10 protein-coding genes and 4 pseudogenes are annotated in these 12607 nt (G+C 64.6%); 5 read left to right on the forward strand and 9 right to left on the reverse strand.

Features of this window, described 5'->3' with window-relative positions:
• Positions 1-221 precede the first annotated feature (221 nt).
• Positions 222-965, forward strand: coding sequence for a TerC family protein (locus CIW48_RS22670; RefSeq protein WP_149312767.1), 744 nt, complete (start codon positions 222-224; stop codon positions 963-965).
• Positions 966-1093: 128 nt separating this feature from the next.
• Here the strand turns inward: CIW48_RS22670 and CIW48_RS22675 are convergent, their stop codons facing one another.
• The 5 genes from CIW48_RS22675 to CIW48_RS22700 all read right to left on the reverse strand — a co-directional run bounded on the left by CIW48_RS22675 (position 1094) and on the right by CIW48_RS22700 (position 4700).
• Positions 1094-1615: a DedA family protein gene (locus CIW48_RS22675; protein ID WP_149312768.1), complete on the reverse strand. Its 522-nt coding sequence runs from the start codon at positions 1613-1615 to the stop codon at positions 1094-1096.
• Between the two features lie 65 nt (positions 1616-1680).
• Positions 1681-1962, reverse strand: a complete 282-nt coding sequence (locus tag CIW48_RS22680; protein ID WP_149312769.1) for a hypothetical protein — start codon at positions 1960-1962, stop codon at positions 1681-1683.
• Between the two features lie 357 nt (positions 1963-2319).
• Positions 2320-2535: a hypothetical protein gene (locus tag CIW48_RS22685; RefSeq protein ID WP_149312770.1), complete on the reverse strand. Its 216-nt coding sequence runs from the start codon at positions 2533-2535 to the stop codon at positions 2320-2322.
• A 352-nt stretch (positions 2536-2887) separates the two neighbouring features.
• Positions 2888-3058, reverse strand: coding sequence for a hypothetical protein (locus CIW48_RS33420; RefSeq protein WP_173009358.1), 171 nt, complete (start codon positions 3056-3058; stop codon positions 2888-2890).
• A 1336-nt stretch (positions 3059-4394) separates the two neighbouring features.
• Positions 4395-4700 carry a hypothetical protein gene (locus CIW48_RS22700; protein WP_173009361.1) on the reverse strand — a complete coding sequence of 102 codons (306 nt, stop codon included), beginning with the start codon at positions 4698-4700 and terminating at the stop codon, positions 4395-4397.
• 397 nt (positions 4701-5097) lie between these two features.
• Here CIW48_RS22700 and CIW48_RS34185 point away from each other — a divergent pair, with 397 nt between their 5' ends.
• From CIW48_RS34185 to CIW48_RS34195, 3 genes and pseudogenes are all read left to right on the forward strand, one after another.
• Positions 5098-5718: a patatin-like phospholipase family protein gene (locus CIW48_RS34185; RefSeq protein WP_281407377.1), complete on the forward strand. Its 621-nt coding sequence runs from the start codon at positions 5098-5100 to the stop codon at positions 5716-5718.
• A 435-nt stretch (positions 5719-6153) separates the two neighbouring features.
• Positions 6154-6336 (forward strand): annotated as a pseudogene (locus tag CIW48_RS34190) (ferredoxin); the annotation flags it as partial.
• 62 nt (positions 6337-6398) lie between these two features.
• Positions 6399-6584 (forward strand): hypothetical protein, encoded by a 186-nt coding sequence (locus CIW48_RS34195; RefSeq protein ID WP_246695385.1) that lies wholly within the window; start codon positions 6399-6401, stop codon positions 6582-6584.
• Between the two features lie 668 nt (positions 6585-7252).
• On the opposite strand, the pseudogene CIW48_RS22720 reads toward CIW48_RS34195, so the two are convergent.
• Positions 7253-8298: pseudogene (locus CIW48_RS22720) on the reverse strand (transposase family protein).
• A gap of 93 nt (positions 8299-8391) precedes the next feature.
• Between CIW48_RS22720 and CIW48_RS22725 the strand changes: the two are divergent.
• Positions 8392-8712: pseudogene (locus CIW48_RS22725) on the forward strand (SDR family oxidoreductase); the annotation flags it as partial.
• 30 nt (positions 8713-8742) lie between these two features.
• Here CIW48_RS22725 and CIW48_RS22730 read toward each other — a convergent pair.
• From CIW48_RS22730 to CIW48_RS22740, 3 genes and pseudogenes are all read right to left on the reverse strand, one after another.
• Positions 8743-11097 (reverse strand): EAL domain-containing protein, encoded by a 2355-nt coding sequence (locus CIW48_RS22730; RefSeq protein ID WP_149312774.1) that lies wholly within the window; start codon positions 11095-11097, stop codon positions 8743-8745.
• A gap of 471 nt (positions 11098-11568) precedes the next feature.
• A pseudogene (locus CIW48_RS22735) lies at positions 11569-11939 on the reverse strand (transposase); the annotation flags it as partial.
• A 237-nt stretch (positions 11940-12176) separates the two neighbouring features.
• Complete coding sequence (locus tag CIW48_RS22740) at positions 12177-12542, reverse strand: hypothetical protein (RefSeq protein WP_246695378.1); 366 nt, start codon at positions 12540-12542, stop codon at positions 12177-12179.
• Positions 12543-12607: the final 65 nt, after the last annotated feature.

The raw sequence follows: 12607 nt of genomic DNA on the forward strand, positions 1-12607 counted from the left end.
GCTGCCCCGCGCTCGGAGGATTATGCGGCGGGCGGCTTATGCGCGAACCAGCGCGCTGACGGGTCTGTCTTAGGCCTGCGAGCCGCTATGGACCCAAACAACACGGTCTGGATTGGCCGAAGAGAGGCGATCACGGCCAAACTCGGTCGCGGTTCGACGTGAGCGTAGCGCCGTGCCCACTTGGCAGCGCAACCCCGACGTAAGGACGATGAGGAGACCCGATGGCCGATCTGTTTGGTTTGGCGACGGATCCTACGGCCTGGGTCGCGCTGGTCACGCTGATCATCATGGAAGTCGTTCTTGGCATCGACAATCTCGTCTTCGTCTCGATCCTGTCGAACCGCGTCGCCGTTGAGCAGCGTCAGAGCGCTCAGCGCATCGGACTTGGGCTGGCGTTGCTGATGCGGCTTGCGCTCCTCCTCGTCCTGGCCTGGGTCATCTCGCTGACGCAGCCGGTGTTCACCGCGTTCGGCCATGCCTTCTCCTGGAAGGATCTGATCCTCGTCGCCGGGGGACTCTTCCTTGTCTACAAGGCCACCACCGAGATGCACGAGCGGATAGAGCCGGTCTCGGATACGAAGACAGATGTTGAGGGACGCAACGCTCACCTCGGTCTTGGTACCGCGGTGCTGCAAATCTGCGCTTTGAACCTCGTTTTTTCCCTCGATAGCATCATAACGGCCATCGGCATGACTACCGAGATCCCGATCATGATGGTTGCTGTCATCGTGTCCGTCGGGCTGATGATCGTGGCAGCGGGTCCCTTGAGCCGCTTCATCAGCCGGAAGCCGACCGTGGTGATGCTAGCCTTGGGCTTCCTTCTGATGATCGGCATGACGTTGATCGCGGACGGCTTCGGCCTGCACGTGCCGAAAGGCTACATCTACGCCGCGATGGCCTTCTCAGGTTTTGTCGAGGTCATGAACCAGCTTGCTCGCCGAGCCGGTAGCATCGCTCGCTCGTGACCATCGAAGATGGGTTCATGCCTAAGCGAGTACGCGGCCTCCAACCTAGGTCGGGAGCCGGCCGACTTCTTCGCCACCGGTCGGCGCGTGGACTTCTGATAGCCCTCGCGCGAGGTTCTTGACCGTATTCAGCCGCGCCACCAGGTCATCAGCCCGGCGCCCGGCGCGATCAGGACGAACGCCCAGACCAGGGCGGAGGCGACGTTCGCGGCCTGGAACGGCAGGCGGTGCACGCCGAACGCTCCCGCCACCAGCGGGATGACCGCCCGAATCGGCCCGAAGAAACGCCCGAGCGCCACCGCGCCCGCCCCCCAGCGCCCGCAGAACGCCTCCGCCCGTGCGACCGCCGTAGGGTAGCGCCGCATCGGCCACATCCGCTTGGCGTCGTCCTTGAAGTAGTGCCCGAACTCGTAGGAGAGCCAATCACCGAGCGCAGCTCCGATGGAGGCGCAGAGCACGACGGGCCAGAACCCCACGTTGGCGGCCGCGATCATGGGCCCGAGGGCGAGTAGGATCACGGTGGCGGGCACCAGGAAGGACAGGAAGGCAACGGACTCGCAGAAGGCCAGCACGCCGGCGATCAGTGGCGTCCATGCCTTGTGGGCCTCGATGAAGGCGAGCGCCCATTGCCGGATAGCATCCAGATCCATGAAGCCGCCATGACAGGAGCCGCAGGCGAGCGAGGCAGCCCGCTTATGGCCGCCTCGCTGCCCAGTCAGTAGCTGTAATCGCGGCGCGGGTAGGGTTGTGGTTGACCGTAGCCCGTCCCCCTCGGCTGCACGCGCGAGCCGTAGTCGATCTCCCGCCGAGCCTGCCGATTGGCGAGGTAGCGGCCACCGAGGCAGCCGGCCACGGCACCGACGACGCCGCGCTCGGCCAGATAGTGGCCAGCTAAGCCACCTATGATCGCGCCCTTGATGCAGCCCTTCGCTTCCGCGGCCCCGACACTCATGAGCGTCACGAGGGCGATGGCCGACGCGTGTCCGACTAGTCGCATGCTGATGCTCCTGGTTGATGGCCAGAAGAACGGAGTTTGCCCCGGGAGCGTTCCTGCCGCCGGACCATCAACCCTGACGGCGCCACGCACCCGAAAGTCCGGTCTCTCTGAGCGGTTGGCGAGGCATCACCGTAACGGACGGCGCCCGGAATCCTCCGCGAGACCGCGGGCGACCTCGCCCTGGAGGTCGCCGGCAGCCTTCCGGCGTACGAGCAGGGCGATCTCCCGGCCATCCGTCGGGGATCTCGATCCGGTATTCCAGTTTCGCTTCGAGTTTCCCGGCGGCAATTTTCTGGAATGAGTGTGCGGCCATGGCCTTTGTGTCGTCATCGAAGGCTTAAAACATCTCTGCGAGCGTCATGGGGCCATTGCGCCTGAACTCTCCGCACAGCTCCCGAACCACTCCGCCGTGAGCCCCGCCATCCGTTCCTCAAGCCGCCCGACCAGCCGTTCCATCTGGGCCATCACGGCCAGGGCATCCGGGGTTGCCGGTGCCGCTTCCTGCCCGGCTGCGGCAAGGTTCTCCGCAGCCTTCATCGTGCGCGCGGCGAAGACGGCGAGTGCCTTCTCCATCGTCTCTGGCATCCTGAGTGCCTTTTGTAGCGGCGGCGGTCGCGCCAGTCGGTGAGCAGCGTGTGCAGCTCCCGGTAGGAGGCACCTTTTCCGTGGCCCTCGTTCGGCTTCCTGTTGTGCTTCTGGAGCGCCGCCTGGACCGACGGGTGGGAGACCAGCTCGCCCTTCTCGACGAGCTTGTCGGCCAGGGTGTTGATGAGGGCTTGCTGGATCATCTCGGGTCGCGCCAGTCCTGGGCCTGTCCCGATGAACAAGCCGTCGACCGGGTGTCATGCTGCCGCGCCGAGCCGCCTGTCTAGGGCCCGCCTAGTCCTAGGACGAGCAGGGAAGCGCCGGGCCCTAATGCGACTGCCTATTCATCCGACGCGCCGGCCGGCTCTGCGACTGCCACAGCAGATGCAAAGCTCATCCCGCTCGCGGCTTGCCGCAACTCATGGCGGACAACGCCGTCTGCAATCGCCACGAGGCCGACGAGCAGCACGGTCAGCAGGTCAACGCGGGTGAGGATCGGGTGGGAGGGCATCGGCAACATCCGGAGACGTCTCACCGTAGCAGAGCTCCCTGAGGACGGCTGCCGCAGCGAAAGCACAGCAGCCAGTAATTGCCGTCTCTGGTTTGCAGATGAGAGCGCGTCCAGCACATTAGACTTATAGGCGATCTCCGAGATGATTACCCCAAAATCGAAGTGAGTATAATACTTGGCTCGCTGCCACCGACATCACAGCTGTAAAATCTTCCAGCATCTGTCGGAGCACGGAAATGGCTTGGCGGTTGGTTTTTCTTGCGGCATTTTGCATCCTAAGCTCTAGAGCATTTGCCAACGGCGAAATAGCCATCAACATGGCTATGATTACCAACGGCGCTCTCAACGTATTTGGAACTTTAAAACCGCCCCATGCTGCAAATGTCAGCTTGGATGACAAGTACGAAGCCCGCTCTGATCAGGAAGGGCGCTTCTCATTTCGGGTCCCTTACCATCCAGAGAAATGCGTCGTAACGCTCAAATCCGATATTGTCAGCCGGCAGGCAGTGGTTGGTTATTGCTCACAACCACACTTCGTGCAGGTTGCGGCGCCGGCCAAATCTACGCTCGTGATGCCAGCGGCCAACACTTCGAAGGGAGAAGTCGGGCCGCGTGGTCCACAGGGGGCCGCTGGCCAGCAGGGCCCCGAGGGGCCACAGGGCGAACGTGGCGCAAAAGGCGACCAAGGTCCGGCCGGGCCGGCCGGGCCTCCTGGCCCCGTCGGACAGGCCGGCCCTAAAGGGGAGAAGGGGGATAAGGGCGAGCGCGGGCCGGCAGGACCCGAAGGCAAAGCAGCCGCCGCTGCAATTGGCCTTCGCGTCGAGGCCGCAGAATGCGCCGCCGGCGGTCGCTGTGTCGCGAGCTGCGGGCCCGAGGAGTTCGCCGTGAATGGCACCTGTAGCGGAGGGGAACGGCCTGCAATGGACGAGAGCAGCATCTACTGCTTCGCGATGGGTGCAGCGCCCGCTCCGCTCAAAGCGCGTGCCATCTGCGCGAGGCGTTGAACGACGGCCCCTCGATATCGGCGCGCTCCGCTGCAGGGTCGTGATGTTGGCGATAGCCCATGAAAAAACCCGCCGTCCTGAGGCGGCGGGTTGTTGCAGGGTCCACACTCTCCGATCCGGTCAGCCAATTGCCGCTCGAAGAGCCACTACCCCTGCTGGTCGTGGTTGGGTGGACCATCCTGATCCGTATCAGCAGTGCGCGACGTTCGGGGGCTGGTGCCGTGATATCTCATGGCTGACCTCCTCTCCAGTGTCGGCGCAGCATTCGATGCGTGCCGAGAACCTCAGGCTAGGAGCGTACGCCGGAGATAGCAAGGGCCAGCGGGACCGGCCTACTCGCAGACGCGGACGCGCCGAATGTGCTCGACGCCGTAAGGATCGATGAAGCCGCGCCGCTCAACGTGGCAGACTTCCTCGACGTACACCGGCGGCGGTGCGCGGTAGACGGGCTGGCCCGGGTAGTAGCCGTTGTTGGCCGAGGCGATCGCGCTGCCGGCAACGACGCCGCCGAGAACACCAAGCGCCGCGGCACCGCCCACTCCGATGCCATCGCGGGCCTGAGCCGCAGGTTGGGTACCGCACAGGACGAAAACGGTCAGGGCAGCCATGCTGCCGGTCCGAAGAAGAGAGCCAAGCATTGCTGACCTCGTTCGGATGGACGGCCCCGCGCGCGTCGGCGCGCAGGGCCGTAATCAACCGGTACCCCCCGGTCCGGCCGCTTAGCAGCGGCCAGGGTCAGAGTGTACCTGCGTGGTTAAAGAAGCCCTGCGACTGTCCTTCGGGGGCGTGCCACAATGGTAGGGGCCGGAAGCCGGGGCGGGCCGGCCGCCTGTCCGAACGGCCGCCCGAGGCCGACGAGGCGTGGTTCCACCGCTACGAGCAGGGGCACGACCGCACGGTCTTCGTCGCGCACCAGATCGACTGCCCCTGGTGCCGGCTCTGCCTGCGCCATGCCGACCACGTCCTGCTGCTGGCCGCGCCCGGCGCGCCGCCACGGCCGGGCGCGGCGGCTTACCTGGCCTCGATCTGCTCCCCGTGGATCCGCATGGACCTCGCGGTGGCACAGCCCGCCGGGGCCCGCCTGCCGGGCCCCTGCATCCGGACGTCGCCGCACTCCCCTTCTCCCTGCCGCTTCAGGTTCGCGAGAACCACGATGGCGACTTCGCCCGGCTCGCGCGGATCGCGTCCGGCCACGCCCGCGCCCTCGTCCTCGGTGGCGGCGGGGCCCGTGGCCTCGTCCATCTCGGCGTCCTGCGGGCGCTCGGTGAGGCCGGGCTCGACATTGACCTCGTCGGCGGCACCAGCATGGGCTCGATCCCGGCCGCCAGCGTCGCCCTGGACTGGAGCCTCGACGCGATCGAGAGCCACACGGTCGCGTCCTTCGTCGGGCGCAACCCCCTCGGCGACTACACCCTGCCGTTCCACGCCCTGACGCGCGGGGCCAAGGTCGATGCGGAGCTCGCCGCGCGGTTCGGGGATGCCCGCGCCGAGGATCTCTGGCGCCAGTTCTTCTGCGTGTCCTCGAACCTCACGACCGGCACCGCCACGGTCCACTGGGCCGGGCCCCTCGACCGGGCGATCCGCGCCAGCATCGCCATTCCCGGCCTGCTGCCCCGGTGGCGAGCGCCGACGGAATCCTCGTGGACGGCGACATGATGAACAACCTGCCCGCCGACGTGATGGCCGATCTCGACCGCGGGCCGGCCCTCGCCGTCGATGTCGGCAGCGACGCCGCCTTCCGGGTCATGCCGCGGCGGGGCCGGGGCGCACAGGCGTTCCGGCGCTTCCTCGGCATCTCTGACCAGCTCCCCGGCATCGCCCACCTGCTCCTGCGCTCCGCCACGGTGTCGAGCGACGCCCAGACCATGGCGGCTGTCACCCGCGCCGCCGCCTTGCTCAAGCCCGCCCTGGCCGAGGGGCCGACCTGCGGGCGTCGTCGAGCTTCGAGGCCACGGCCGAGCTCGGCTATCGCTGCGCACAGGAAGCGCTGGGCTCCGGTCGCCTGCGAGCCTGGACATGACCCCGTCCTGCATCCGAACCATCGCGGCTTCCGGCCCACCGGTCACCCCAACCCTCACCCGGAGCCCGGGAATGCGTGTCGTCGTCGATCTCAATCGCTGCCAGGCCTACGCCCAGTGTTGCTACGACGCACCGGACCGTTTCGAGATCAGGGGTCACGAGATCCTGTTCTACGATCCGGCGCCGCCGGAGGTGAAGCGGTTGCAGATCGAGCGGGCAGAGCAGGCCTCCTCGTTCCGGGCCATCGCGGTCGAGCCCGCCGACCTAACCGAGGAGCAGGAACCACGAACGGCGGCGAGCGACCGGGGATCGTCGTGGTGGGCGCCTCCCTCGCCGGGCTGCGGGGCGCGGAGGCGCTGCGGGACGGTGGCTATGACGCCCCCCTGACCCTGGTCGGTGACGAGCCGCACCGGCCCTACGACCGGCCGACCCTGTCCAAGCACGTCCTCGCGGGCGAACTTCCCCCTGAGGCGACCGCGCTTCCGCAGCTCACCCGTCTTTAGGCGCAGTGGCGGCTCGGTCAGCCGGCCGTCGCCCTCGACCGGGAGCGCCGGTCTCGCCGGGATCTTCACGATCCGGACCCTGGAGGATGCCCGCGCCCTCCGGAGCGCGCTGGCGCTGCGGCCGAGCCGCGTTCTCATCGTCGGCGCCGGACTGATCGGCTGCGAGGCCGCCTCCTGCTGCCGCGACCTCGGCCTGACGGTGCCCTCGTCGATCCCAACCCGACGCCGCTCGCCCACCTGGTCGGCACTGCGATCGGGTCCACGCTCGCGGGGCAGACGCGGGATTCCGGCGTGGATGTCCGCCCGAGCACCACAGTGCAGGCCTTCTCAGGCGATGCGGGGCAGGTGCGGCGCGCACTTGGCGGGCGGCGCGGTCATCGCGGCTGATCTCGTCATCGTCGCCCTCGGCGCGACGCGCGAGAGGGGCTGGCTCGCCGCTGCCGGCCTCGTCGCCGATCCGGGGGGCCTGACCTGCGACGCCGCCTGCCGCGCCCTGACCGCGTCGGGAGAGCCCGATTCCGCCGTCTACGCGTCCCGCGACGTCGCGCGCTGGCCGAACCCGCGCACCGGCGGGCGCCTGGCGTGTGGATCGGCGTCGAACGATGGTTCTTCCGCAGGTTCGATGCTGAGGGCTGGGTTGGTGTTCTCGCTGGAGGAGAGCAGGCGCCTCAGGCGGCGTGCAGGACGCGCTGCCGAAGCAGATCGAAGCCGGCGCGGCCGTACAGCGAGCGCTTGTCAGCTTGAGGCGGTTGACCTGTCCCTCGACCGGCCCGTTGCTCCATGGCTCCGCGATGGCCGCCTGCACGGCGGCTTCGTCCTATCGCAGCCGGGCGACCAAGCTGCCGAGCTCGTTCGCGGCGGCCGCATCCAGCCACGGCTTCAACGCGGCGGGATCACCCGCGCGCAGGATCGTGCCGAAGCCGCGCACCTGCTCGGCCGCGGCCTGCAACCTGGGTGCGAGACCGCAGAGCACTTCGACGAAGCAGCGGTCATCGAGCGACAACTTGGCCGGATCGCACGTCAGCCACCGCGCGATGCGGCGCGTCGAGGGGATTTGGGCCGAGGACGGTTGCACCGGCCCGTCGTGTCCCGTGCATGACCGCCGCCGCTTCGCCCAACGCTGGACGATCTCGTAGCCGCCCTCGAAGCCGACGGCGCGAAGCTCGCGATGTAGGGCTGTCGCATTGTGCTGACCGCCCCGCCAGCGCGCCTCGACGAAGGGCAGATGAGGATCGAGTTGGGTCGGGGCGGGAGCCCGGCGATAGCGCACGAAGGCGCCGGCGCGCAACCAGTGCCGCACACCGTTGCGAGAGGCACCGAGCGTGCGCGCGATCGCCTTGATCGAGAGGCCTTCGCCGTGCAGGCGCAAGGCTGCCTCGCAGCGCTGTCGCCGCCGCCCGCCGCCCGGCCCAGCGTCCTCTTCCGGAGGTGGGTCCGCGGAATCAGCCGCAGCGACGATGGGTTCCGGGATTTGGGACGCGACGCGGCGGACGGCCTCTCTGATCTCGGGCTAATGCCGCTCCACGACCCCGAGAGCGCGGTCCTGCCAGGGCAGATCCTTCAGGGTTCGCCGGTACGCGCTGTGCACCCGCGCCGACCCCTGCCCGCACTGCGGGCAGGACGCACGCGGTGTCGTCGTCCTGGCCGTCATCGTCAGCGTACTGACGTCCAGCGCCAGCTCGTCGACATGCACGCCTTCTGGAACCGAGGGCAGCGACGGATTCGAGATCGCCATCGCGTTGGCCCTCGGAGTCTCTGAGGAGCAACGCCTCAAAAAGCCCTCAGCACCGAACCTGCGGAAGAACCGATCGCCGACGCCGCGGGCATCACGCCCTACGGGACCTATTGCGCGACGAAGGCGGCGCGACGTTCCTACGCGCGCACATGGACCGCGGAACTTGCCCCGCAGGGCATCCGCGTGGACGTGGTGGCCCCCGGCCCAACCGACACGGCCATGATGGCGGGCGTGGAGGAGGAGGCGCGGGCCGCGCTGATCGCGCCGATCCCGCTCGGCCGCATGGCGCGTCCGGAGGAAGTGACGGCGGCCACGCTGTTCCTGCTGAGCGACGAGGCGAGCTTTGTCGCGGGATCCGAACTATGCGTCGACGGTGGGATGCGACAAATCTAGCACTTGAGGACCAGGAGATTGAGCATCGTCTTATTCGACATCTGCGTCGACCGGTCGTAACAGACCTTTTGACTTAGGTTCTCGTTCAGCTTCCCCGGTGTGGTGTCTGAACACATTTCCGGATGCGATCCGCTCCGAGATCTGCACTGCAGGAACAGGTCGGCCAAATAAGAACCCCTGAGCAGCTGTGGAGCCAGCTTTACGAAGAAATCTAGCTTGGTCTATAGTCTCAACGCCTTCGGTGGTGCATTCCAATCCGAGGCTCTCCGCCAACGCAATCGTGGCGCAAACGATCGTTGCGCTGTTTGAATTGGTCAGAATATTCTTGACAAAGGAGCGGTCAATCTTGATCCGGTCGAATGGGAAACTCGTTAGATAGCTCAGTGATGAATACCCAGTTCCGAAGTCATCCAGGGCGATGCGCACGCCCAGATTGCGAAGGTTGTGCAGGGCGGCAAGGACTGATGGATCGGTTTCCAGCAAAACTGTTTCGGTGATCTCCACCTCTAGGCGATGGGCAGGTAGGCCCGCTTCGAAAAGGGCATTCTTGATTGTCTCGACCAAGCCTTCGGATGCAAACTGCACGGAGGACAAATTGACTGATATCATCAAAGGAGCCGACCAGTTGGCGGCTGTTCGGCAGGCCTCTCGGACAATCCATTCACCTATCGGCACGATAAGCCCGGAACTCTCGGCGATTGGTATGAACTCCATCGGAGAAACAATACCACGAACGGGATGGTGCCATCTCAGCAACGCCTCGTACCCTGTAGGAGACCCATCTTCTAGTCGCACGATGGGCTGGAGATAGAGTTCTAGTTGGTTTGCGGAGACGGCCTCGCGCAGATCCGTTTCCAGCGTTTGTTTTTCAAAGACAGCGTGCTCCATGGCTTCATGGAAGTACCGCGTTACATTCTTGCCCGAGGACTTGGCTTCATACAGAGCCATATCGGCCCTTCTAATGAGCCCGTTTGTATCGGTCCCATCTCTGGGATAGACGGCGACACCGATACTGGCGCCGATCGACAATCGTCGATCGGCGAGTTCGATCGGTTCATTCAAATTTTCCAATATTTTTGAGCTTATCTGGTCCATCCTGGAGTAACTGATGAATGCGAATTCATCGCCACCCAGTCGAGCAACCATATCGCCTGGCTGAAGAATACCATCGAAAATCCGGCCTACCCGCTGCAGAAGTTCGTCGCCGACGCAGTGGCCCAGGACGTCGTTCACAGTTTTGAAATTGTCGAGATCAACCAGCGCGATAGAGAATTCTTTTTTCGATTTCAAAGCGTTGTCGATCTCTTCATGAAACGACCGACGGTTGGCAAGGCCAGTTAGTGGATCGTGGCAAGACGTATATTCCGCGCGGACCTTGTTTCGGATTAATTTGCGCCCGAGCAAGACCGCGACTACTATTAATAAATTGAGCAGCGCGGCTACGGCAAAGAGGGTTGCGGCGGCTTGGTTCCATCGAGAAAGGATTTGATCGGCCTTGGCGCTGACCGCTACGACGGCTGGATATTGCTTGACCTTCCGAACTGAGATGAATCTATCGGCACCGTCGAGTGAGCTTAGTTGCCGAAAGGTTCCATGATCGGAGTGTGGCAGCACCTCCGTGAAGAGTGGGCTGTCGGCGGCCACGCGGACCGGAGGCGGCGAAGACACCTTGGGATGCCGCGCGAGCGCTACGCCATCATCTCGCAACAACGTTATCGCGCTATCGGGCTCAAGCGAGACGGCTCTGTAAAAATCCTCGAAATATGGAATTCTTAGACCTGCAAGAACAAGACCGAGTATGCGTCCATCGGGGTCCCGAACAGGCCTAGTTAGATAGACGATAATTCTTCCGCCGATCCGATTTTCTAAGGGCTGGCTTATAAAGTAGCTGCGCGATGGGTCGACTCTAAAGTATTGGAAATAGTCCCTGTCCGATACATTTAGGTCGGACATCGGCCACATTCCCGATGAATTTATTAATTTGCCCGTATTGTCGATCAGCTGGATCGATTGGAGCTGCTGCAACCCGCTCATACGATCGAGCAAAATGTTGTGCCACGCTTCTGTGCCGGCCAAAACATCAAACCGGTCGGTTGTGCGAACGTCCTTCGATTCGATTTGGCTAACAATCCCTTTATGTACGAGGTCGATTCCGTCTAGGGCCTGCTTTGTCTGTTCTGATATTGTCAATGCAAGGTTCTGTAGGTTTCGGCGTGCTGAGCCCTCTATCCACAGCCTGGACTTCCAGCCGAGCCACGCTGCGCCGCCGTCGACGGTAAGGACTGAAAGAAGTCCTATGATCGCGAGGTGCAGTTGAGATTTAGTCTGAAATTTGGCCGGCATGACGCTATTGAGCCAGCCATAATTTAATACGCTTCTAATCACGATGGACCTCTGCACAGCAGAATGCAGGTCGCTTTGCCCCCGTCGTCTCTGTTTTAACGCCGCTTAACCATCGATGCCGCATTCGAGCGGCCGTTCGTGGGGAAAGTAGAGATTCCGTTTCTCGGGTCGTAGGATCAGCGTGGCGTGACGCTGCACGCGATTACATCGAGGTTGAGAGCGTCGATTGTCAGATGGTTCTGCCGTTCAGAACCGGGGGGCCCGTCGACATCCTTTCGAAGGACCGTCGCGACCGCTGCCGGCATACCTCCGCTGGCATGATATGGATGGTGGCGACCACTGACCGAATTCCGCGGGGTCCACGGCGTGCCTGTGACGCCGTTCCCGCTCGACCGTATAGCCGTTTCGCGTGTTGCCTGCGTCCTCTCGGGCCGGAGAGTTGTCCATTTCGGCGGGGAGCGGCCGCTTGGTCGGCAGATTCTTCAGCTCGGCGAGCGCGCGGATGGCTGTGCGACGCACCGGCCAGGTCCGTACATGCTGCTCGACGAAGGCGATGGTCACTTGGGCATCTCCGCGAAGATGCCGATGGCTTTTTTTAGCACGTCGCGCTCCATGCGCGTGCGGTCGAGCTCACGCCGCAATCGGGCGATCTCGGCGCCCTGATCGGACGGCGAGGCGACCGGGCTTGGTGGCGAGGCTCCCGTCGATCCAGCTGACCGCGGCCCGGGTGAGGCCCCGTTCAGCATGGCGGGCCGCTGCCGCAACATCGAGGGCTGGATCCCGAGCTCGGCCGCGACCCGCATCTTCGGCCGGCCACTGCTCTCCAGCAGGGCGACCGCTTCGCGTTTGAACTCAGGCGTGAACTCCCGTCTCGTCTTCGCCATCCGACACCTTCCCCGCTCAGCCAGAGCGTATCAGAGGTGTCCGCGAAGCCGAGGGAGGATCACCGTCGCACTCCCCCGAGTAGTAGCTTCCCGAGCGACCAGGATTTGACCAGCGGAGCGCAGCTGTGCCTTTCCGATACGCATGCATCTGGATAGATATACCCCTCTGCGTTGCCGAGGGCCGATCTGCTGCGTTTACCGCATGAACTATCCCGACGGGCGACGGGATAGCCGCATTTAATAGGGATCACTCCGCTCGAAGATCTCTTGCCCCATTAGGACGCAGCTGCCGGCGGGGCGGGCATAGATCAGCCTGATCCGGTACTCGCCCTTGTAGACGCTGCCCTCCACCTCAACCACGTCGAAGCGACGACCCCCGACCAGCGCGGCAACCGTACCGATCTGCCGGATGCTCCGCGGGTCGATCGTGGCGCGGTCATCGTTGTCCATGTGGAATCGCAGCAGCTTCAAGGCTTGCTTGCCCGCATCGGGAGCACAGGGCGGGGAGGGTGCAGCTTGCGAACCGGAGGCGGCGAGCGCCAACGGCAGCGCGAGTGCGACGGCGCGTCGCCGAAATATCGGCCGTGGTGTCGCGTTCTTCATGCTCGTGCTTCCTTTCGGCTTCGAACAATCCGCCGGGCTCGCGGAACCACGTGGTGCCACGATGG

Origin of the sequence: Methylobacterium sp. P1-11, assembly GCF_008329595.1 — a bacterium.
Lineage (GTDB): Bacteria > Pseudomonadota > Alphaproteobacteria > Rhizobiales > Beijerinckiaceae > Methylobacterium.